This window comes from Bradyrhizobium sp. (assembly GCF_035701725.1).
Classification (GTDB): domain Bacteria; phylum Pseudomonadota; class Alphaproteobacteria; order Rhizobiales; family Xanthobacteraceae; genus Bradyrhizobium.
In genome coordinates this window covers 1-20025 of sequence record NZ_DASSRP010000017.1, presented here as the reverse complement: position 1 = coordinate 20025, position 20025 = coordinate 1, and the positions used below count along the sequence as shown (strand labels likewise).

The window sequence follows — 20025 nt, the reverse complement described above, 5'->3', positions numbered from 1 at the left end:
GTGAGCAGCCTCAAACGCCTCGTCAGGACAGATAAATGACCGCAGCGAAATACGATGTGCTCGGAATCGGCAATGCCCTTTTCGATGTGCTGGTGCAAACTGACGAAGGCTTTTTGAGTCGCCACGGCATGAGCAAAGGCGGCATGTCGCTGATCGACGAGGCACGCGCGGCGGCGATCTATCGCGACATGGGGCCGGCGACCCAGATGTCGGGCGGATCGGCCGCCAATACCATTGTCGGCATCGCCAGCCTTGGGGCACGCGCCGCCTATGTCGGCAAGGTCAGAGACGACGAAATCGGCCGCTTGTATACGCACGACATCCGCGCCGCCGGCGTCAGCTTTGAGACCAGGCCCGCGGCAAGCGGCCCGGCGACCGGCTGCTCCTATATTCTGGTGACGGGCGACGGCGAGCGCACGATGAATACCTATCTCGGCGCGGCGCAGGATTTGACGCCGGCCGACATCGATGCCGATCAGGTCGCGGCTTCCGCGATCCTTTATCTTGAAGGTTATCTGTGGGATCCCAAGAGCGCGAAGGAAGCCTTTGTGAAGGCGGCGACGATTGCGCACCAGGCCGGCCGTCAGGTCGCCTTGACCCTGTCGGACGCGTTTTGCGTCGATCGCTACCGTGATGAGTTTCTCGGATTGATGCGGAACGGGACCGTGGATCTGGTGTTCGCCAATGAGGCCGAGCTGCATTCTTTATATCAGACATCGGATTTCGATACGGCGCTGAAGCAGCTGCGCAGCGACGTCGGCCTCGCGGCGGTCACGCGGAGCGAGAAGGGATGCGTTGTCGCGTCGAAGCAAGACGTCACGGCGGTGCCGGCCTATCCGATCGAGAAGCTGGTCGACACTACCGGTGCGGGCGATCTGTTCGCGGCAGGCTTTTTGTTCGGTCTTTCGCGCGGCGTGGGCCACGAAAACGCCGGGCGGCTGGGTTCGCTCGCCGCTGCCGAGATCATCCAGCATATCGGTGCGCGGCCCCAGGTCTCGCTGAAGGAATTGGCGCGGCAGAGCGGCTTGCCGGTTTAACTCGCTTGAGAGTCTCTCCCCGCCACGAGCGGGGAGAGACGTGACAGCTTACGCCGCCTTCCGTCCGCCGGCCGCGTCGAGCCCGTCATAGACGCCGCGCTCGAAGCCGGCGAAGGCCTCCAGGCATTTGGCGTCTGCGAACGGCAATACCTGCATCAGGATGACCCCGCTCACATCGCGGGCCGGATCGATCCAGTAATAGGTATTGGCAAGGCCGGCCCAGGCGAGACTGCCGGGGCTGCGGCCTTCCGGTGTTGCGGCGGTCGTGATCAGGAACGAGAGACCCCATTTCTTGACCATGTCCGGATAGAGGTCGACGTCATTGGTGTAGGGCGGCGCCGCCGAGATCATCTTGGTAACGACGAGATCGCCGATCTGGTTCTCCCCCATCATCGCAACGGTCTCAGGCTTGAGCACCTGATTGCCGTTGCCGCGGCCCTTATTGAGAATCATCTGCGTGAACTTGATGTAATCGCCGGCGGTGCCGTAAAGGCCGCCACCGCCCATGTGGAATTCCGGATTCTGCTCCAGTTCGAATTCGAACGTCGCCAGCGAGCCATCCGCGCCGCGCGTATGCATGCCGACGCGCCGCTTGCGCATGGAATCGGTCAGCTTGAAAGCGGTGTCGTTCATGCCGAGCGGTGCGAACAGATGATCGTGCAGATAGGCGTCGAGCCGTTTGCCGCTCACCGCCTCAACCGCTTTGCCGACGAAGTCGATGTTGGTGCCATATTCCCAGCGCGTGCCGGGGTCCGACGCGATCGGGGTTTTCAGCGCGGCGTTCTGGCAGGTGATGATGCCGGGGATGGCGGCCTTTGCCAGATAGGTCCCCATATCGCCGTTCCACATGTCATAGCAGAAGCCGGCGGTGTGGGTCATGAGCTGGCGCAGCGTGATGGCGCCCTTGGCGGCCCGCAGCTTCGGCTCGCCCGCGGCGTCGAACCCCTCCAGCACCTGAGGCGCGGCGAGATCGGGCAACAATTTGCCGATCGGCGCATCCAGCGCGAGCTTGCCTTGTTCGACCAGCTGCATCGCAGCCGCCGTCGTGATCGCCTTGGTCATCGAGGCGATCCAGAACACGCTGTCGGCGGTCATGGCGTCCGGCCTCGACAAGTCGCGTTTGCCGAATGCGCCCTGATAGAGCACTTCACTGCCGCTGGCGGCCACGGCAACGACGCCGGGAATTTCCATGGCATCGCTCTTCTGACGGAGAATCTGGTCGATCTGGGCTTTGCTCTGCATGGGTCTCCTCCAGATTGTTTTTTGAAAACGTTTGATCTTCCTCCCCGGGTTTTTCTGCCGCAAGCGCGGCGCATTCCGGTCGCGGTCTCGTGAACTTCGAAAGCAAGTTGGGGATGGCGCATTGCGCCCGACCTGCGCCACAATTTTTGACGAATCGGGCCGCATCGTTGGCAAGTTCCGATTGATGGCGATGGCCCCCCTGTGTCAGACTTCGCCATCTGCATTCCGGTATTGCGTTTTCGTCAAAGCAAAAACGCCACCTAGATATTGCGTTTGGTGGGCTGGCGGATCAATTGATTGATCGGCGGATCGCCGCCAAGAGGAACTCAGATGATTTCGACTTGGAGTGAGTGGAAGCGGTACCCCCGGACTGGCCGTGGCGAAAATCTGGAAGCCCCGATTTCGCCCGGTATTTACGAAGTCCGCTTTGCCGCCACCGGCGCGCTGCATTCGTTCGGCGCGGTCGACAATGTGGCCCAGGCCCTGGCGCAGCTGCCTGCAGCGTCCAAATCGTGGTTCAGCCGCCGCGCGCCGACAGAAACGCTCGACCTTGAATATCGCACCTGCGCAACCTCGACGAAGGCGGACGCCAAGGCGGTGGCGGACCGCATGATCGGCCGGCGGGAAACCTATCTGAGCGGCGCCGCCTGATAGCGCCGGCACTTTTGGTTCTCTGAAATCTGCAAATTTGTTTGATGCCTTGCGCTGGTGGGGGCGGTGCATCATGTCCGGTTCCAGCCTATATTTGGCGCCACGACCGAAAATATCTGGAGTGACGCCATGACCCCGACCGCAGCCGCCCGCGCTTCGCAACCTTCCGCGCCGAACTTGCGGGATCGTCTGAAGGACCCCTCGCTGTTGCGTGAGCAGTGCTATATCGACGGCACCTGGGTCGGGCAGCCCGAACTTCCGGTCAACAATCCCGCAACCGGCGTTGAAATTGCCAAGGTGGCCCAGCTCGGCGCAGCGGATGCGACGCGTGCGGTCGAAGCCGCCGAGCGCGCCTTTCCTGCCTGGGCGAAGCTGACCGCCAAGCAACGTTCGAACATCCTGCGCAAATGGTTCGAGCTGATCATCGCCAGCCGCGAGGATCTCGCGCTGATCCTGACCTCCGAGCAGGGCAAGCCGCTGTCCGAGGCGCTTGGCGAAGTCGACATTGGCGGCGCCTATGTCGAGTTCTTCGCGGAAGAAGCGCGTCGCGTCTACGGCGAGACCATTCCGACGCAGCGGGGCGATGCGCGTCTGCTCGCGATCAAGCAGCCGATCGGGGTCTGCGGCGCAATCACGCCATGGAATTTTCCGAACTCGATGATCACGCGAAAGGTCTCGCCGGCGCTGGCCGCGGGATGCACCGTCGTGCTCAAGCCGGCCAACGAAACGCCGCTCTCGGCCCTGGCGCTGGTGGCGCTCGCCGAGAAGGCTGGCGTGCCGAAGGGCGTCTTCAACGTCATCACCGGCGACGCGCCGCCGATCGGGCTCGTGCTGTGCGAGCATCCGGCGGTGCGCTTTGTCGGTTTCACCGGATCGACCGAGGTCGGCAAGATTCTCTACAAGCAGGCCTCGGTCGGGGTGAAGAAGCTCGGGCTCGAGCTCGGCGGCAACGCGCCGTTTGTGGTGTTCGACGACGCGGATATCGATGCTGCGGTCGAGGGCGCCATCGTCTCCAAGTACCGCAACATGGGCCAGACCTGTGTCTGCGCCAACCGCATGTACGCGCAGGACAAGATCTACGATCAGTTCGTCGAAAAGCTTTCCAAGAAAGTCGCTGCGATGAAAATCGGCGATGGCACCGAACAAGGCGTAGTGCAGGGGCCGCTGATCAACATGGAAGCGATCGACAAGGTCGAGCGCCACATCGCCGATGCCGTCAAGGGCGGCGCCAAGGTCGTGACCGGGGGAAAACGGCATTCGCTCGGCCGCACCTTCTTCGAGCCGACCGTGCTTGCGGACGTGAAGGCGGATGCGCTGGTCTCGCGGGAGGAGACCTTCGGGCCGCTTGCGCCAGTGATCCGCTTCAAGGACGAAGCCGAGGTGATCGCGATGTGCAACAAATCGCCGTTTGGCCTCGCCTCGTATTTCTATGCCCGCGATCTTGGCCGCGTGTGGCGGGTCGCCGAAGCGCTGGAATCCGGCATGGTCGGCGTCAATTCCGGCCTGATCACCACCGAGGTCGCGCCGTTCGGTGGCGTCAAGGAGTCCGGTCTCGGCCGTGAAGGATCGCACCACGGTATCGAAGAATATCTCGAGATCAAATACGTGATGATGGCGGGCGTATAGCGCAGGATCCCGGTGGGGCCCCGCCTTCGCCAGGACGACACAGTCCCATTGACTCAGATCAATGATTTTGCGTCCCGGCTTCGTATTCTTCACGGTCGTTTCTCAGGCCAGGCGTGATTGCGGGCCCGACGTGAAGCCGAAGGAAGAATGCTTAGACGGACACGCTTGGCCCCGGCGGAAAAGCAGCTTCTTGCACGATTCTGGCGAAGCGCCTCCGGCTTTTGGTCTGGTTCGTCCGCATGGCTTGCCTGGTTTCTGGTCGCGGTGCTGATCGCCATCGTTATCCTGCAGCTGCTTACGCAATATGGATTGAATTTCTGGAATCGGCACTTCTTCGATGCGATCGACCGCAGGGACAGGGCGGAGATTGTGGCTCAGGCGGTGCGTTTCGTGCCGCTGGCGGCGGCCAGTCTGGCGCTGTCTGTCGTCTCGGTTTGGACGCGCATGACCATGCAGCGCAGCTGGCGCGAGTGGTTGAGCAATCATCTCTATGACTTCTGGCTGAAGGACGATCGCTTCGTTCGGCTCCGCTTTACGAACTCGGATCATCAGGCTCCCGAATACCGCATTGCGGAGGATGCAAGGATCGCGACGGACCTGCCGATCGACCTGGTCGTGGGACTGCTCTCGTCGTTGCTCAATGCGATCACCTTCATAGGAATCTTGTGGTCGATCGGCGGCGCGCTGGACCTGAGCTATCGCGGGTTCACGCTGACGATACCCTGCTATCTCGTGATCGCCATTATCGTCTATTCGCTGCTGCTGACGGCCGCGATGGCGCTGATCGCCCGCCACCTCACGCGGATCATCGAGGAAAACAAAAGGAACGAAGCCGAGTTGAGGTCGATCGGAACGCATGTGCGCGAGTCCGGCGAAGGTAAGGTCTTGCCGGATGACAAGAGAGACGCGCGCCGCGTGATCGGGGCGGCCCTGAAGGGCGTTATCGCGATTTGGCGAATTTATTGCTGGCAGCTGATGCGGATGACGTCGGTGACTGCTGCCAATGCCGTGGTGACGCCGGTCTTGGGCTTGCTGCTGTGCGTTCCGAAATACCTTGCCGACACGATGACGCTTGGGGAGGTGGTTCAAGTTTCCGCCGCCTTCGTCATCGTGCAAGGGGCATTCGGTTGGTTCACCGACAATTACGCCACTCTTGCAGATTGGGCCGCATCGGCCAATCGCGTCGGCTCGCTGTTGCTTGCGCTCGACGAGGTCGACCCGCACAATAACGATCTTGAGGGATGACGGTCCACCCAGGCTGCGTGCCGGCGACAAGTGCAAACCCTAAAGCCCCAGCGTCACCTCGGCCCAGTGCACGACCGGCTCGCTGTTGAGGAATTCGATCACGCTGGGCTCGAGCGCCGCCGGGCGGTCGTGCGCGACGGTTGCGGTGGCGACGATGGCGTCGCAACGGTCGTTGAAGGCGATCGCGAGTGTCGAGCCCGGCGCGCGATAGGGCTCGCTCACGGCATAGGCGCGGCTCCGGCCCTTCATCCAGGCGATCTTGATCTCGTGGCCGGCGCCGAGAACGGCAGGCTTGCCGCCCATCAGGTTGAAGTCGCTGAGGCGATCGAGCTCATTGTCGTCGGAGACGCCGGTCAGACAGTTGCAGAACCCGATCTTGGCGCGGATGTAGACGTTGACCTCAACGCCGCAATCCGCCGACGCGCAGCGAAACGCCTTTCCCTCGCCCCACTCGTCGGTCGGAAACGGCCAGCGCACCTCGGCAAATTTCGGATGGCTCGGGGCTGTCAGCGCTTTGCTCTGAAGCAGCATCGGCCAGGCGAAGAACGCCGACAGTCCCGCCAACGCGCCGAGCGCAAGGCCGCCCAAAACCCCTGCAACGATGGCGTTTCGGCTTCGCATCACCGCTCCATCAGTTGCTCGCGACGAAGCTGCGCGCGGCAGCCAGCACCGGCCGATCGGAACTGGAGTCGGCGGCGAGCCCGAGCAGCTTTTCGTAATTGGCTTTGGCTGTGGCCGGATCGCCCAGCTTCTGCGCAGCCTGTGCCGCACCGGCATAGCCGTTGAAACGGTTCGGCTCCTTGGCCTTGGTCGCCTCGAACGCGGCAAGCGCCTCCTTGGCCTGGCCATGGTCGAGCAGCATGAAGCCATAGAGTTCGCGTGCGGGCACCAGCGGCCCGGGTGTGACCGGAGCCTTTTCGGTTTTGTCCTCGGCGTCGGCCGAGGCCGCCATCGCCTTGATCGCCTCGTCCTGCTTGCCATCGGCATAGAGAATCCAGGCGTTTGCCGTTTGGGCTTCGATATCGACTTGGGTCGCCCAATAGTCGTTCTTGTCTTCGCGCAGGCGGTCGCGAATTTCGATGAGTTTGGCGGCATCGACGCGCGCGGCGGCAACATCGCCGGAGCGGGCCGCACCGAGCGCCCGGGCGAAATGCGAAATCGCCATCGCGTGAAGGAACTTGGTCGGCTTGACGTCGAGCTTCGCCGCACCCTTCCAGTCGCCGCGCTCGAACACGTAACGGGCAGGCGCCGCAGCGCGCGAAAATGCGCTGGCGGCGGATTCGGCATCGGGTGTCATTGCCTCGATGGCGTCGATGGTCTTGCGCGCATTGTCGTCCTGCGCCAGTTGCAGATAGGCATAGACCATATAGTCCTCGCCATGCAGCTGCTCGCCGCGCTCGCTGTCGTGGCCCTTGGCGGCTTCGACCGAGGCAAGGTTGGCTGCGATCGACTCCTTCCAGTAGCCGACCCGGGTGAAAATGTGCGACGGCATATGCTGGGCGTGCGGCGCGTTCGGCGCGATCTTGGAATAGCGCAACGCCGCCGGCAGGCCTTTGGCGGCGATCGGCGGATAGTCGTAGAGGTGGATCAGGTAGTGGGCGATGCCCGGATGCTGGGGCTGACGCTGCCAGATCGGCTCGAGAATGGCGGCGCCCTTGAGCTGGTTGGCATAGGTCTTGTCGGCGGGCGAGGCCGCCGCGTTCAGCGTGATCGCGTAGAAGATCTGCGCTTCGTCGTCGTCAGGGTATTTGGCGGCGAGCGCTTCCATCTTTTTCAGGTAAGACTGAATGCGCACCTGCTGCGGAATCTTGTCGTAATCGACATACATCACCGACATCGCGTCGATGTAATCGCGCTCGCGCTCGCTTTTGGCGCCGATCGCCTTGGCCTTCTCGATCGCCGCAAGCCCAGGCGCGAGATTTGGCGCCGGGATTGCGCTGTGCGGGTTGGCCAGCAGCGACAGCGCGATGCCCCAATAGGCGATGGCGCAGGCGTCGTCGGCCTTGATCGCCTCTTCGTAGATCTCCTTGGATTCGGCGTACCAGAACGAATGCTGGTAGCGCATCGCGCGGTCGAACCGGCGTTGCGCGACCTCGTTGCAGGTCGTCGCGAAGTGGACCTTGCCCAACTTCTGATCCATCTCATCCTGCGCCGCGGCTAAAGAACCGCCGGTGACGGCGAGGATCGCTGCGAGCAGGAATTTGCGCATGGACGTTCCCCTTTCTAACCAGAGAATTGAAGCCAGCTGCCCGATCATAGGCCGCTGGCGGCGAGTTCTCAACACTCCCAGTCCCATTCCGGTCATAAGCGCGCGATGATCTGTTACCGACGCAGCACGCCGATGAGGCGGTTGGCGAAAGTGAGCCGCTCGGCGATGACCAGCACGAAAAACGTCAGCAATTTCTGGCTAAGAACCGGATTCTCGGTCTTGATCGCCTCGAACTGACTGGCGCTCAGGATATAGAGTACGCTGTCGACTTCAGCCTGGATGGTCGCGTTGCGCGGCGTCTTCGCCACCAGGCCCATTTCGCCGATTGTTGTGTAGCGGCCGAGACTTCGCACCCGCGTCAGCTCACCATCGGCGGTCGGGATCATGACGCCCACGCGTCCGTCGAGAATGAAGTGCATGGAATCGGCGGCGTCGCCGGCGCGGACGATGACGTCGCCGGCAGTGACCTCGAGCCGCTCGCAGCGATGGATCAGCTCGGCGGCGTCCTCCTCGGTGCCGAGAATGCGCAAGAACCAGTCCCGCAGCGAAGCTTCTTCATCGCCGCGGCCCTCGTGCTGCGCGATGATCTCGTTCTCGCACCACTCCAGAGCATGATCCAGCTCGGGCATGATGCTGACGTCGCGGGAGACGAATTCGCTCGACCGCAGCGCCTTTTCCGTCGCGGCCTGAAGATGGACCAGAACCAGCTTGATGCCGCGCTCGCTGGCGGCGCGCTTGATCTGCGCGAAGCTGTAGGCGGCCGAGGAATCGATGCCGGTCACGAGCTTGAAGTCGAACACCAGAAAGCGGCATTCCGGATGGCGCGCCAGCAGCGCCTTGACATGCTGGTAGAGGCGGTTGGCCGAGCCGAAGAACAGATAGCTTTGCAGGTTCAGGCCCTGGATCGCGCCGCCGTGGGCGGCAAGCACCGAAAGCTGTTCGCGGGATCGATCAAGCGAACTGCGATATTCGGAGCCGTCGAACGAAAACTTGATGGAATCGATGCGCGAGGCGCTCAGGGCAAAGGTGGCGCAGCCGATGACGACGCCGATCAGGATGCCGGCAATGAAGCCCCATTCGACGATGATGACGACGATGGCGAGCAGCGACAGATAGTCGGTCAGCGAAAGCCGCAGCCGCGACTGAACGATCCATTTGTGAAGGGCGTCGGCGCCGAGATAAATCAGTAGGCCGCCGAGCACGAATTTCGGCATGTAGCCGAGCAGGGCCGGCGCGAAGATCAGCATCAACAGCGAAATCGCTGCAACCGTCAGTCCGGCGAGCGGCCCGGTGCCGCCGCCGTTATAATTGAGGACGGTGCGGCTGATCGAAATGCATCCGGTATAGCCGCCGAAGGCGCCGGACAGCATGTTGGCGATGCCGGTGACGTTAAGCTCGCGCTCCAGATTGGCTTCGCGATTGGTCGCGACCTCGACGCCGGTGGTGTTGAACAGCGTGGTTGAGGCGGTGACGAAGATCACCGCGATCAGGTTGCCGGAGAGTTCAGCCAGAATCTTCCAGGGATAGCGCGAGAGGCCCTCGACGCTCCACGGCAGCATGAATGTGACGCTCGGCGGCGGCTCAAAAGTCCAGCCCGCGGCCTGCGCATCCGCCGGCGACAGGCCCGCCAGCCAAAACAGGAGGTGCGCGGCAACGACGCCGCCGATCAGAAGGACCGGCAATCCGAACGGTGAACGCGAACGGTGCCAGGTCATATAGAGCACCAACGCCATGGCGCAGGCGGCGCCAAGCTTGGAAAGCGTGAGGGTGTCCTCGAAGCGCCCGAGCGTCTCGAACTGCAAGGGGTGACCGGTGATGACGCGCACCGCGCCGAGCAGGATCAGGCATCCGGTCGCGGCAAGAAAGCCGCCGACCACCGGATAGGGGACATAGCGGATCGCGCGGCCCATCCGCGTCATTCCGAAACAGCACAGCACGATGCCGGTCAGGATCGTCGTCACCGCGAGCGTGATCAGGACCGCAGGAAGCACCGGCGCCGACGGGTCGGCGACGACCAGGCGCTCCACGACCGAAGAGGCGAGAATGCCGGTCATGGCCGCGGTCGAACTGTCAGGTCCCGAAACCGCAAACGGCAGCGAGCTGCCGACCGCAATCACGGCGGCGAGGATCGCCGAGGTGATGAAGGTCGCGGCAACGCCGTAAGACAGATAGGGGGAAAGCGGCCCGCCGAAGATCAGAAGCGAATAGGACAGCCCGAAAGTGACGGTCAGAACGCTGGCGGCGCTACCGCCGAGAACGTCCTTCAGAAGCACGCGCAGCGGCGGCCTGGCGCCTACTTTCCGAAGTTCGTATTCCATCTCGCTCATTTTGGGACGGCCCCGGGCGCTGACAGCTTCGCAAGCTATATCCTGAGATCGCTGCCGGTGACGCGGCGGTAGGCTTCGAGATAACGCTTGCTGGTCGCGTCCACCACGCTTGGCGGCAATGGCGGCGGCGGCGCTTCACCATTCCAGCGGCCGGCGCGGCGCTCGGCGTCGAGATAGTCACGCAGCGGCTGCTTGTCGAAACTCGGCTGCGGCTGGCCTGGCCTGTAGACGTCCACCGCCCAGAAGCGCGAACTGTCCGGGGTCATGACTTCATCGATCAGGATGATCGCGCCATTGGCGTCACGGCCGAATTCGAACTTGGTGTCGGCGATGATGATGCCATGTTCGCGGCTGATCTTTTCGCCCCGGGTGTAGATCGCGCGCGTCATCCGTTCCAGCGCTTCGGTCACCTCGGGACCTACGATCTCGCGCATCCGGCCGACCGTGATGTTCTCGTCGTGGCCGGTTTCGGCCTTGGTCGCCGGACTGAAGATCGCGGGCTCCAGCCTGCCGCTTTCCAGCAGCCCTGAGCCGAGCTTTTCGCCGGCCAGCGTGCCGCTCGCGGCATATTCCTTCCATGCCGAGCCGGAGAGATAACCACGGATCACGCATTCGATCGGAAATACCTTGGTGCGCTTGCACAGCATCGCGCGTCCGAGCAGCGAAGCGCGATGATCCTTCAGCGCCGGTACTTCGCGAATGATGGTATCGGCATCGGCGCTGATCATGTGGTGCGGCACCACGCCTTCGAGCTGCTTGAACCACCAGGCGCTGATCTGGGTGAGCACCGCGCCTTTCATCGGAATGGTCTCGGCCATCACGATATCGAAGGCGGAGATGCGATCGGTGGTCAGCAGCAGCACGCGATCCTCGCCGACGGCGTAGATGTCGCGGACCTTGCCGCGTCCGATCCGGGGCAGCGGCAGGTCGCTTGCAAGCATGGCGGTCATATCGGTCACTTTCAGAGAAAACTTCACTCCGGCAGCGGAATGAACTCGTGCTCGTTGGGTACAGGCGCGAAGCGGCCGGACTTCCAGTCCTGCTTGGCCTGCTCGATCCGCTCTTTACTGGAGGAGACGAAATTCCACCAGATGTGACGCGGGCCTTCGAGCGCGTCTCCACCGAGAAACATCATCCGCGTGGCCTTTAACGTTTTCACGGTGATGCGATCGCCGGGGCGAAACACCAGGAGGCGCGGGCCCTCGTAACGCTCATTGGCAATTTCGACTTCGCCGTCGACGAGATAGATCGCGCGCTCTTCATGATCCGAATCAAGCGGCACGCTGGTGCCCTGCTTTGCGGTCACCTCGACATAGAACCAGGGCGAGACCATCGCCACCGGCGAGGTCGCGCCGAAAGAACTGCCGGCGATGATGCGCGCGGAGATGCCGCCATCGCTGACGATCGGCAGATCGGCCGCCGCATAATGCTGAAAGGTCGGGTCGATTTCCTCCTTGCCGGCGGGGAGCGCGATCCAGCTTTGCAGCCCCAGCATCTGCTGACCGGTCGTTCGCTGCAGATCCGGCGTGCGCTCGGAATGGGCGATGCCGCGGCCTGCGGTCATCAGGTTCATGGCGCCGGGCTGGATTTCGCGGATATTGCCCTCGCTGTCGCGGTGCATGATGCTGCCGTCGAACAAATAGGTGACGGTGGCTAGGCCGATATGCGGATGCGGCCGCACGTCCATGCCCTTGCCGGCCATGAACTGCACCGGGCCGAAATGGTCGAAGAAGATGAAGGGTCCGACCATCTGCCGCTTGCCATGTGGCAGCGCGCGGCGCACCTCAAATCCGTCGCCGAGGTCGCGGGTGCGCGGCACGATCACGAGTTCCAGCGCGTCGCAGGACAGCGGATCGCCGAGGACGGGATCGTGAGAAGGTTGCCAGCTCATGAGGTCCTCCATTTTACGTTTCGGGGCATCATAGCAGCAATTGCATGGGGCGGTTCAAGCGTCGCCAACGCAATCGTCGTTGCAGACGCACTCCGTCCTTGCCGCGGCGTGAACCACGCCCGGGGTTTGGGTTTCGACCCGCCCCTTGCAAACAGAGGGCGCGCGGGAATGCCGGGTGCCAACGCACCCGCAGCCTCATGTGCAAAAGAAAAAGCACATGAGTAAGTTCACCGCAGGTAGCGCCGGATAACCCGGCATTCCCGCACACGAATGGTTTTAACGGCTTGCTTCGTGCTCGCCCTGGTGAACCGGGCTTTGTTGCCACCATCCCCTTGAGAAGCGTTAGCTTCTTAAGAGTTGACGCCAGCGTCGGGGCGTCAGGCCCACACGACTTCGCCGTCCGCCGTTGCTGCGCTCGTCCGATGCAGCACAAGCGTCCACCGTATCCCGCGCCAACGTGTCGTGACGATCGCGATACGCCCCTCTTTGACGGGCGCGAGACGCGCGGGCTTCTAAAGGTGATTTGCCCGACGGCACAAGCGAAATCTTGAGCCGGCGGCGTCCCTCAGATCACGCGTTTGCCGGATTTGGCCGCAATCGGCCGTTGCACGAAATACATCAAGACGAGGGAAATCACCGCCGTCGTCACCACGACATATCCGAGCCGGTCGAAATGCAGCAGCGAGCCGTTGGCGTCTTCCGCGATCAGCGCGGCCGCGAGGACGGAACCGAGCCCGCCGGAGAGTTGTTGCAACGAAGCGCCCACCGCGCTGAAGGAGCCGCGCTGCGAGGCATCCGGTATCGCCGATATCAGCGCTTGCGACGGGATCATGCGCGAAAAAATGCCGACAAACAGCAGCACGTTGACCACGATGACCACCGTCAGGCTGACCTGGCCGAGATGCGTATAGATCAGCACCATCACGACTGACATTGCGGTCCCAAAGGCGAAGGTGGGAAATTTGCCGAAGGTATCGCTGAGGCGTCCCACCAGCGGTCCGATGAAAATGCTGAACAGGCCGGAAACCAGATAGATCGTCGGCAAATGAACGATGTCGATGCCGAGATTGTGCACGGTGTAGGCGCTGCCGAACGGCATCAGCATGTAGCCGCCTGTCGCAAGCAGCGTCGTCACCGAGAACGCTAGCCAATAACGCGGTTCTGCGACCGTTGCGATCAGATGGCGCAAGGCGTTCTTGTCCTGCTTCAGCGAAAGATGGCCGTCCACCGGCTGCATCAGCAGCAGTACGGCCGCCATTCCGGCAATCGACAGTCCGACCAGAGCGCCAAAGGTGACATGCCAGTTCCAATGGTTGGAGAGAAACAGACCGGCCGGAATGCCGAGCACCTGGCTCGCGGCAAAGGCGGTTTGCACGAAGCCCATGACGCGGCCGCGCAATTGCAGTGGAAACAGGTCGGTGACGATGGCCAGCACGACCGAGCCGATCACGCCGCTGAACAGGCCGGTGACGATGCGGCCGGTCAACAGCACGTGATAATTCGGCGCGAGTGCGCAGAGCGCCGTTCCAAGGGTGAAACCGGCATAAAAAAACAACAGCAGCCGCTTGCGATCGAACCGATCGGCAAAACCGGCAGCGAGAATGCCGGAAATTCCCGCGCTGAATGCATAGGCCGAGACCGCCGCGCCGAACTGTGCGGGCGAAATGGTCAGCGCCGGCATGATAATGGCGCCGAGCGGCGACATGATCATGAAATCGATAATGATCGTGAACTGGACCAGCGCGAGTAGCGCAACGAGGATTGACTGGTAGCGCGAAAAGCCGCGGGACCGTTCTTGCGGGGCGTCGATCGGCTCGTTGAGAGTTTGTTCGGTCATGCCATTCATTTGGAAAAGAGTCGGGTGAAGAGGCGTCCCGCGGCCGCAGGACGCCGGCACTATCTATTCCCGTTCCGCATGATTTCGATGGCTTGACAAATAGTTTTGATTTCGCCCGTCGCATCGGCGCGAATCCCGGCCGTGGTCTGATGCAGCCGGTCCGAAGCGCCTGCACGATGGGCGGCGCGTTCGATCAGCGGTCGTCGCCGTGGTCGAGCCCGAACGCGCGCTCGTGTCGCGTACAATGACGCGCGTTCGCCAGATCGGCCTCCAACTCCTCCACGATCATGTGCAGCAGACACAGCGCCAGAGGATCGGTGACTTCTCGTTCCAGATCGCGGTAGCGCGCGATTCGAATCTGTTCCTGTCTGAAATCGTAATGAACGGTCATGTCGGGCCCTCCCGCGAGATGACCCGCAGGACGGCGGAAGGTTTCGCCGAGAATTTTCAGACAGTTTGATATGGTTTTTATTCGGTAAATGGCGGGCAGCGATGCCCCGGTCGTTCCAGTCAGGCCGTGCCGATCGCAGCCGCGCAGTGCGCCACCACCTCCGGATGGGCCGCGCAAAGATGATGCGCGCCGGCATCGGTCAGCTCGGTGAGGCTGCCATATCCGTAAAGCACGCCGATCGCCTTCATGCCGTTTTTTCTGGCGCCGATCATGTCGTGGCTGCGGTCGCCGATCATGATTGCACGCCTCGGGTCCGTATGGGTTTCGGCGAGCGCATAGGCCAGAAGTTCCGCCTTGTCGGTGCGCGTGCCGTCGAGCTCCGAGCCGAACACCCGCTCGAAATGACGCGACAGACCGAAATGCGCGATGATGCGGTCGGCATAGACCTTCGGTTTGCTGGTGGCGACGAACAGGCGCCGTCCGGTCGCGGCAACGTCGGACAGGGTCTGCTCGATGCCGTCATAGACCTCGTTCTCGAACAGGCCGACGTCGCCAAAGCGTTCGCGATAGAGTTCGACGGCGCGGGTGGCAAGCTCGTCGGTGCCGACGAACTTCTTCATGCTGGCATGCAGCGGCGGCCCGATGCACCAGATGAGATCGTCGGCCGGTGGGGCGACGAATCCGAGCCGGTCGAGCGCATATTGAATGCAGCCGGTAATGCCGGGCTTCGGATCGGTCAGCGTGCCGTCGAGATCGAAGAAGGCGGTATTCATCTTGCGGGTCAGCCGCAGTTCCAGACCGGACCGATCGGCGTGCGTGTCCAGCACGGGCCGAAAGTGCCGCCATTGTAGTTGCCACGGTAAAAGCCCGGCCAGCCGAAATAGTGCCAGTCGCCGTCATAGTCCAAATATTCGGGGGTAGGGTCGATGTACCAGGGGCGGCGGGCATGCTGCGCGATCCGCGCCAGACGCGCCTTCTGACCATAAAGCGGCTGGCTGTTGCTCGGCGGCTGATGATAGCCGGGCAGGAAGCCGTAGCCATGCCAGACCGGCGCCGGCCGCTTGTGTGCCGGCGCGGCCAGCGCGAGCGACGAAAGCAGCGACAGAGCGACAGCCACCGATGAAAATAAAACGCGCTTCATGCTGCGGACCTTAGACAATCGGCCGTGGGAAGGCCATTCAAATCCACTCCAGTCGCAAACCTGTTGATCAGGTGTGGCATCGGTTCAAGAGTGGCTTTGTTTCAAGGTTTCGCCTGACCTGCGCGCGGCGCAGACCGCGCGGGCTTCCAGACCGTCACGCTGGCACGCCGGACTGCTATGCTCGCTCAGGCGCCGAACGCCCTGAACGGAGCGGCGCCACGGGAGATGTGAAATGGAAGTCGCCAATCTGGTGCTGCCGGTCTTTGCCATCATCGTCACCGGTTGGCTCGCCGGCCAGCTTGGTTACGTCTCGCGGTCGCTGGCCGATGGCCTCGTGCATTTTGCCTACAATATCGCGATGCCCGCGCTGTTGGTGGTGACGATCGCGCAGGAATCGGCGCGCAGTTTCCTGGAGTGGCGCTTTCTGCTCGCCTTCGGCGGCGGCTCCCTGCTCTGCTTCCTGCTGGTGTTTGCCGCAGCTCGCGTCGGCCTGCGCCGCGACGCCGCGAGCAGCACGATGTACGGAATGACGGCAGCGATGACCAATACCGGCTTCGTGGCGCTGCCGATCCTTCATTCGATCTATGGCCAGCCGGCCGTGTTGCCGGTCGCGGTCGCAACCGTGTTCCTGGCCGCGGTGATGTTTCCGCTCGCTGTCATTCTCCTGCAGCGCGAGGAAAGCGACACGCGCGGCCAGATCGCTGCGCCGTTGACGCTGGCAAAACAGATCGTGCTCAATCCGGTTATGCTGTCGACCCTGATCGGCCTTGCCTGGGCGATCGCGGGCGTGCCGATTCCACCGCCGCTCGCCGCCTATCTGAATATTTTCGCCGGTGCGCTGACGCCCTGCGCGCTGTTTGCCATCGGGCTCGGCCTGTCGATCGAAGCCATGGCCTCGAACCTTGGCGCATCGATCGCGCTCACCGTCGTGAAGCTGTTGATCATGCCGTTGATCGTTTACGCGCTGTGCGTCGCGACCGGGCTCGATCCGCTCTACACCATCGCCGCCGTGATCTGTGCCGCGGTCCCGACCGCCAAGACGACCTTTATCCTGGCCGGGACCTACAAAGTGGAGGAGCCGCTGGTCGCAGCCACGGTCTCGATCACGACGGTGCTGTCGGTCGTGACGCTGCTCGGCTGGCTCTATGCGCTCGGAGCGGCGGCGAGCTGAGGCCCGCGGACTGTGAAGCGTTGCCTCACAATCCGCCGGAGCCGCCTTCGACGATCTTCTCGTTGAGCTTCTGATCGACAGTCGAAACCGTGCGGTCGATCTCCGGATTGGGCGTGCCGAGCTGATGGGTGATCAGCTTCACCAGAAGATCGACCCGTTCGATGAAAGGCGCGCCGGCCGCGACCGCGCGCGCGGCCGACGACGGCTTGAGCAGGCTCTCGGCGGCTTTGGCATATTTGTCGAACGGCACCTGGTCGGCGGGATCGGCGCCCAGCCGCCGGGCCACCGCGTCAACATGCTCGTAGATCGACTGCGAGAGCTTGAGGTCGCCATGCACCGCATCCTTGATCGAGCGCGGCTCCTGCGGCGTGATGCAGCGATAGTTGCCGGTCAGGAGCATCGACCATTTCGCCAGCGGCACGAACGGCGAAGCGAACACCTTGAGCTTCACCGGAACGTCCTGGCCATCGAGCCGCACCGCATCGATGTCGGCTTCCAGTTCGCGAAGGATCTTGTTGTGCGCTTCGCTGGCGAAGGCGGCGGCTTTGAAATTGGTGGCGAGGCCGACATGCAGCACGTTCGCCGCCTCTTCCGGCGGGCGAAACGCCTGCGGGTCCGGCGAGCAGAGCGTGACCAGGCCGGGCTCGAAACGCTCCCAGACCTGCGCGTTGGTGTAGGCCTCCTCGAGGTCCATTTCGGCGAGCGCCGGAATCCGCTTCAGATAGGGCAGCGGCGGCATGTTCATGATCGAAAGACAAGGCAGCTTCGCTTCCGCGATCTTGATCATCAGAACGCGGATGGTGTGATTGGTGTATTGCGGCTCCTGCATCGCAAGGCCGACCAGGTCATAGCGGGAGATATCGACCTCCTGCGGCGTGACCGCATCGAGCTTGCCGGGCAGGTCGCGGGAAAAAATCGCGCGATGCGCCGGTTCGTCGCGCAGCTTGATGCGGACCTGCGTGCCTTCGCGGTTGATGAGATCGGCCGTCTTCCGCCGGCACACCAGCGTGACGTTGTGGCCGGCCATCAGCAGCTTGGTCGCCAAAAGAGATCCATAGGATGCTCCCAGGATCAGGATATTGCGGGCCATGTGGGTCTCCTGTTGCGATGCTCGTAGTGGCTCGGATCGTTCGCGCGACAAAGCGCCAACGCCTTCAAACCACGTTCGCCGCAGGAGCTCCTAATTGTATCTTGTCAACCGCCGGGATGACAAAGTGACACAATTTTACAAATCGTCAGGTCATGCCTGTCATCCATGCAACCTATCGCTTGATCGCAAAATCTGATGTATCAGGGCGGCCTGCCTCAGCTCCTAGTCAAATCTGTCGTCAGCCCAAATGACCGACCGCCGCTTCCAGCAGGCCCCAGGCCTGCTCGCCGTGTTTGGCTTTCCATTCGGCATAGAAACCGGCCTTCTTCAGCACCTCGCGGAAGGGCGCAGGGTCGGTGTCGTTGAAGGCGATGCCCTTCTGCTTCAATGAGGCGACCAGGCCGTCATTGAGCGCGGTGACGGCATCGCGCTGCCTCAGCGCACTGTCGTTGAAGCTTGCCGCCACCTTGGTCTTGATGTCGTCGGGCACACCGCGCCAGGTGCGATTGCTGGTCACGATCCATGAACCGTCCCAGACGTGATTGGTGCGCGAGCAGAATTTCTGCACCTCGTAGAACTTGGACGTTTCGGCGACGACCAGGGGATTCTCCTGTCCGTCGACGACGCCGGTCTGCAGCGCGGTATAGACGTCGGAAAGGTTGATGCTGGTCGGGGCGGCGCCGAGCGCCTTGAACAGCGACACGTAGACCTGGCTGACCGGAACGCGGATCTTGAAACCTTCGAGATCGGACGGATCCTTGATCGGCTTCTTGCTGGTGGTGATCTGCCGAAAGCCGTTGTTCCAGATTTTCTCGAAGGCGTAGAGATCGGCCTTGTCGAAACCCTTGCGGATCAGCGCGCCCAGTTCGCCATCCATCGCGGGCCACACCGCATCAGTGTTCTTGAACGCAAAGCCCGTGCCGTTGATCGCCGCGACCGGCACCAGCGTTGCGAAGATCAGCCCGCCGGTCGAGAAGAAATCGATCGCGCCCGCGCGCACCTGTGACAGCAGATCACTGTCGCCGCCGAGCTGGCTGTTGGGAAATACACCGATCTCGACCTTGCCGGCGGTATCCTGCTTGATCCGTGCCGCCGCCTCGAGCGCGAAGGTATGGACCGGATGGGTGGCCGCGAAACCGTGGCCGAACTTCCAGGAATAATCGGCGACCGCCGCGCGCGAAACATAAGGCATCGCCAGCGTCGCGCCGCCGGCAAGCATCGCCCTGCGAGATATGATCATGATCCTCCCTCGCCCTCGCTCGCGAGCACGCCGCGGCAAGAGTCTCATTGGAAGGTTATCTCTACCGCGATTTCTTGATGGCGGCTAACGCGAAGGTGGCCGGCAGTCTTACTGCTGCAGAAGCGCCTGCAAGGCGGTCCTGACTTCCCGGGAATCGTTGAGCGCCTTGCAGCTCTTGAGCAGGGGTGCCACTTCCCTGGCGCCTTCCGACTTCACGGTGCGCAATATCGTTGCCACCGTTTGCCGGCCGGCCTCTTCCAGTTCCACCCGCTTTGCCGATTGCAGGGGCCTGGCGATCTGGGATTCGATCGCGGCCGTGGCCCTTTGCGCTTCAACGTAGTTCTTCTTGGTTTCGGCATTCGACGTCATCGTCGAGAGACCGCCATACACCAGGGAGCATTCGGAAAAGCGCCGCACGGCTTTCTCGCGCAGCTCGGTGCTTTGCGGGCTTTCCTCGATCGCGCCGTTGACCGCTTTGGTGACGTCAAGCACGGTCCACATGCTGTCGCCGCCGGCCGATTGCGCCGCCGCGGGCAGTGCCGACAGCATGCCAAAGACCAGCAGCAAGATCGCGCTCTGACGGTTGGATATCACCGGTTCCTCCACTCCACTTGGCAAAAGCGCGCGGAGTAAACCGCGACAGCGGCCCGGAATCAACCGGGTCGCCGCCGTGACATTGGTCTAATTTTTTTTCGAAATCGCCGGGCTGCGATCAGCTCGGGGGATTGAAGTTCGGATCGTGATCGCCGATCCGCGAGGGATCGTAGCTGCGATCGAAATACGAACCGGCCGCCGGCGTGCGCGGGGCCACGAAGAACGGTTCGGGCGCCTGATTATACGTGCCGCGGTAATGCCGGAGCGCATGAACCGGCTTGTGCGTGGTGGCGGCGTCCTGCGCCAACACGGGACTTGCCAGTGCGGCCGTCA

The 20025-nt window shown here is 62.6% G+C and carries 19 protein-coding genes; 5 read left to right on the top strand and 14 right to left on the bottom strand.

Annotated features, from left to right (window positions below; genetic code table 11):
• Nucleotides 1–35 precede the first annotated feature (35 nt).
• Complete coding sequence (locus VFL62_RS00830; RefSeq protein ID WP_325170479.1) at nucleotides 36–1037, top strand: adenosine kinase; 1002 nt, start codon at nucleotides 36–38, stop codon at nucleotides 1035–1037.
• Nucleotides 1038–1085: 48 nt separating this feature from the next.
• On the opposite strand, the gene VFL62_RS00825 is transcribed toward VFL62_RS00830, so the two are convergent.
• Nucleotides 1086–2279, bottom strand: a complete 1194-nt coding sequence (locus tag VFL62_RS00825; RefSeq protein ID WP_325170478.1) for a serine hydrolase domain-containing protein — start codon at nucleotides 2277–2279, stop codon at nucleotides 1086–1088.
• Nucleotides 2280–2609: 330 nt separating this feature from the next.
• Between VFL62_RS00825 and VFL62_RS00820 the strand changes: the two genes are divergently transcribed.
• The 3 genes from VFL62_RS00820 to VFL62_RS00810 all read left to right on the top strand — a co-directional run bounded on the left by VFL62_RS00820 (nucleotide 2610) and on the right by VFL62_RS00810 (nucleotide 5801).
• Nucleotides 2610–2930, top strand: coding sequence for a hypothetical protein (locus tag VFL62_RS00820; RefSeq protein ID WP_325170502.1), 321 nt, complete (start codon nucleotides 2610–2612; stop codon nucleotides 2928–2930).
• Between the two features lie 129 nt (nucleotides 2931–3059).
• On the top strand, nucleotides 3060–4556 hold the full coding sequence (locus VFL62_RS00815; RefSeq protein ID WP_325170477.1) for an NAD-dependent succinate-semialdehyde dehydrogenase: 1497 nt from the start codon (nucleotides 3060–3062) through the stop codon (nucleotides 4554–4556).
• 147 nt (nucleotides 4557–4703) lie between these two features.
• Nucleotides 4704–5801, top strand: coding sequence for an SbmA/BacA-like family transporter (locus tag VFL62_RS00810; RefSeq protein WP_325170476.1), 1098 nt, complete (start codon nucleotides 4704–4706; stop codon nucleotides 5799–5801).
• 39 nt (nucleotides 5802–5840) lie between these two features.
• Here VFL62_RS00810 and VFL62_RS00805 read toward each other — a convergent pair whose 3' ends face one another.
• The 9 genes from VFL62_RS00805 to VFL62_RS00765 all read right to left on the bottom strand — a co-directional run bounded on the left by VFL62_RS00805 (nucleotide 5841) and on the right by VFL62_RS00765 (nucleotide 15597).
• Nucleotides 5841–6422: a hypothetical protein gene (locus VFL62_RS00805; RefSeq protein ID WP_325170475.1), complete on the bottom strand. Its 582-nt coding sequence runs from the start codon at nucleotides 6420–6422 to the stop codon at nucleotides 5841–5843.
• A gap of 10 nt (nucleotides 6423–6432) precedes the next feature.
• Nucleotides 6433–8010, bottom strand: a complete 1578-nt coding sequence (locus VFL62_RS00800; protein WP_325170474.1) for a hypothetical protein — start codon at nucleotides 8008–8010, stop codon at nucleotides 6433–6435.
• Nucleotides 8011–8123: 113 nt separating this feature from the next.
• On the bottom strand, nucleotides 8124–10328 hold the full coding sequence (locus VFL62_RS00795) for an SLC26A/SulP transporter family protein (RefSeq protein ID WP_325170501.1): 2205 nt from the start codon (nucleotides 10326–10328) through the stop codon (nucleotides 8124–8126).
• 44 nt (nucleotides 10329–10372) lie between these two features.
• Nucleotides 10373–11287, bottom strand: a complete 915-nt coding sequence (locus VFL62_RS00790) for a phosphoribosylaminoimidazolesuccinocarboxamide synthase (protein ID WP_325170473.1) — start codon at nucleotides 11285–11287, stop codon at nucleotides 10373–10375.
• 23 nt (nucleotides 11288–11310) lie between these two features.
• Nucleotides 11311–12228, bottom strand: a complete 918-nt coding sequence (locus tag VFL62_RS00785) for a pirin family protein (protein ID WP_325170472.1) — start codon at nucleotides 12226–12228, stop codon at nucleotides 11311–11313.
• Between the two features lie 565 nt (nucleotides 12229–12793).
• Nucleotides 12794–14065 (bottom strand): MFS transporter, encoded by a 1272-nt coding sequence (locus VFL62_RS00780; RefSeq protein WP_325170471.1) that lies wholly within the window; start codon nucleotides 14063–14065, stop codon nucleotides 12794–12796.
• Between the two features lie 193 nt (nucleotides 14066–14258).
• The gene (locus VFL62_RS00775) at nucleotides 14259–14456 is read right to left on the bottom strand and encodes a hypothetical protein (protein ID WP_325170470.1); all 198 of its coding nucleotides are present in this window, start codon (nucleotides 14454–14456) and stop codon (nucleotides 14259–14261) included.
• Between the two features lie 119 nt (nucleotides 14457–14575).
• Entirely contained in the window at nucleotides 14576–15229 is a 654-nt protein-coding gene (locus VFL62_RS00770; protein ID WP_325170500.1) for an HAD family hydrolase, read from the bottom strand.
• 8 nt (nucleotides 15230–15237) lie between these two features.
• Complete coding sequence (locus VFL62_RS00765; RefSeq protein ID WP_325170469.1) at nucleotides 15238–15597, bottom strand: hypothetical protein; 360 nt, start codon at nucleotides 15595–15597, stop codon at nucleotides 15238–15240.
• 232 nt (nucleotides 15598–15829) lie between these two features.
• On the opposite strand from VFL62_RS00765, the gene VFL62_RS00760 reads away from it, so the two are divergent.
• Complete coding sequence (locus VFL62_RS00760) at nucleotides 15830–16768, top strand: AEC family transporter (RefSeq protein ID WP_325170468.1); 939 nt, start codon at nucleotides 15830–15832, stop codon at nucleotides 16766–16768.
• A gap of 25 nt (nucleotides 16769–16793) precedes the next feature.
• Here VFL62_RS00760 and VFL62_RS00755 read toward each other — a convergent pair whose 3' ends face one another.
• The 4 genes from VFL62_RS00755 to VFL62_RS00740 form a co-directional block, all read right to left on the bottom strand.
• Nucleotides 16794–17858: a 2-dehydropantoate 2-reductase N-terminal domain-containing protein gene (locus tag VFL62_RS00755; protein ID WP_325170467.1), complete on the bottom strand. Its 1065-nt coding sequence runs from the start codon at nucleotides 17856–17858 to the stop codon at nucleotides 16794–16796.
• 238 nt (nucleotides 17859–18096) lie between these two features.
• Complete coding sequence (locus VFL62_RS00750) at nucleotides 18097–19098, bottom strand: TRAP transporter substrate-binding protein (RefSeq protein ID WP_325170466.1); 1002 nt, start codon at nucleotides 19096–19098, stop codon at nucleotides 18097–18099.
• 108 nt (nucleotides 19099–19206) lie between these two features.
• Nucleotides 19207–19692 (bottom strand): hypothetical protein, encoded by a 486-nt coding sequence (locus tag VFL62_RS00745; protein ID WP_325170465.1) that lies wholly within the window; start codon nucleotides 19690–19692, stop codon nucleotides 19207–19209.
• Nucleotides 19693–19810: 118 nt separating this feature from the next.
• The coding region (locus VFL62_RS00740) for a hypothetical protein (RefSeq protein ID WP_325170464.1) at nucleotides 19811–20025 on the bottom strand (215 nt) is incomplete at its 5' end.

What these genes read in the sequence shown, in the direction of transcription:
- VFL62_RS00780 (WP_325170471.1), bottom strand. Translation starts at nt 14,065, where the DNA reads ATGACCGAACAAACTCTCAACGAGCCGATCGACGCCCCGCAAGAACGG.
- VFL62_RS00825 (WP_325170478.1), bottom strand. Translation starts at nt 2,279, where the DNA reads ATGCAGAGCAAAGCCCAGATCGACCAGATTCTCCGTCAGAAGAGCGAT.
- VFL62_RS00765 (WP_325170469.1), bottom strand. Translation starts at nt 15,597, where the DNA reads ATGAAGCGCGTTTTATTTTCATCGGTGGCTGTCGCTCTGTCGCTGCTT.
- VFL62_RS00800 (WP_325170474.1), bottom strand. Translation starts at nt 8,010, where the DNA reads ATGCGCAAATTCCTGCTCGCAGCGATCCTCGCCGTCACCGGCGGTTCT.
- VFL62_RS00770 (WP_325170500.1), bottom strand. Translation starts at nt 15,229, where the DNA reads ATGAATACCGCCTTCTTCGATCTCGACGGCACGCTGACCGATCCGAAG.
- VFL62_RS00815 (WP_325170477.1), top strand. Translation starts at nt 3,060, where the DNA reads ATGACCCCGACCGCAGCCGCCCGCGCTTCGCAACCTTCCGCGCCGAAC.
- VFL62_RS00790 (WP_325170473.1), bottom strand. Translation starts at nt 11,287, where the DNA reads ATGACCGCCATGCTTGCAAGCGACCTGCCGCTGCCCCGGATCGGACGC.
- VFL62_RS00820 (WP_325170502.1), top strand. Translation starts at nt 2,610, where the DNA reads ATGATTTCGACTTGGAGTGAGTGGAAGCGGTACCCCCGGACTGGCCGT.
- VFL62_RS00830 (WP_325170479.1), top strand. Translation starts at nt 36, where the DNA reads ATGACCGCAGCGAAATACGATGTGCTCGGAATCGGCAATGCCCTTTTC.
- VFL62_RS00775 (WP_325170470.1), bottom strand. Translation starts at nt 14,456, where the DNA reads ATGACCGTTCATTACGATTTCAGACAGGAACAGATTCGAATCGCGCGC.
- VFL62_RS00795 (WP_325170501.1), bottom strand. Translation starts at nt 10,328, where the DNA reads ATGGAATACGAACTTCGGAAAGTAGGCGCCAGGCCGCCGCTGCGCGTG.
- VFL62_RS00785 (WP_325170472.1), bottom strand. Translation starts at nt 12,228, where the DNA reads ATGAGCTGGCAACCTTCTCACGATCCCGTCCTCGGCGATCCGCTGTCC.
- VFL62_RS00805 (WP_325170475.1), bottom strand. Translation starts at nt 6,422, where the DNA reads ATGCGAAGCCGAAACGCCATCGTTGCAGGGGTTTTGGGCGGCCTTGCG.
- VFL62_RS00760 (WP_325170468.1), top strand. Translation starts at nt 15,830, where the DNA reads ATGGAAGTCGCCAATCTGGTGCTGCCGGTCTTTGCCATCATCGTCACC.
- VFL62_RS00750 (WP_325170466.1), bottom strand. Translation starts at nt 19,098, where the DNA reads ATGATCATATCTCGCAGGGCGATGCTTGCCGGCGGCGCGACGCTGGCG.
- VFL62_RS00810 (WP_325170476.1), top strand. Translation starts at nt 4,704, where the DNA reads ATGCTTAGACGGACACGCTTGGCCCCGGCGGAAAAGCAGCTTCTTGCA.
- VFL62_RS00755 (WP_325170467.1), bottom strand. Translation starts at nt 17,858, where the DNA reads ATGGCCCGCAATATCCTGATCCTGGGAGCATCCTATGGATCTCTTTTG.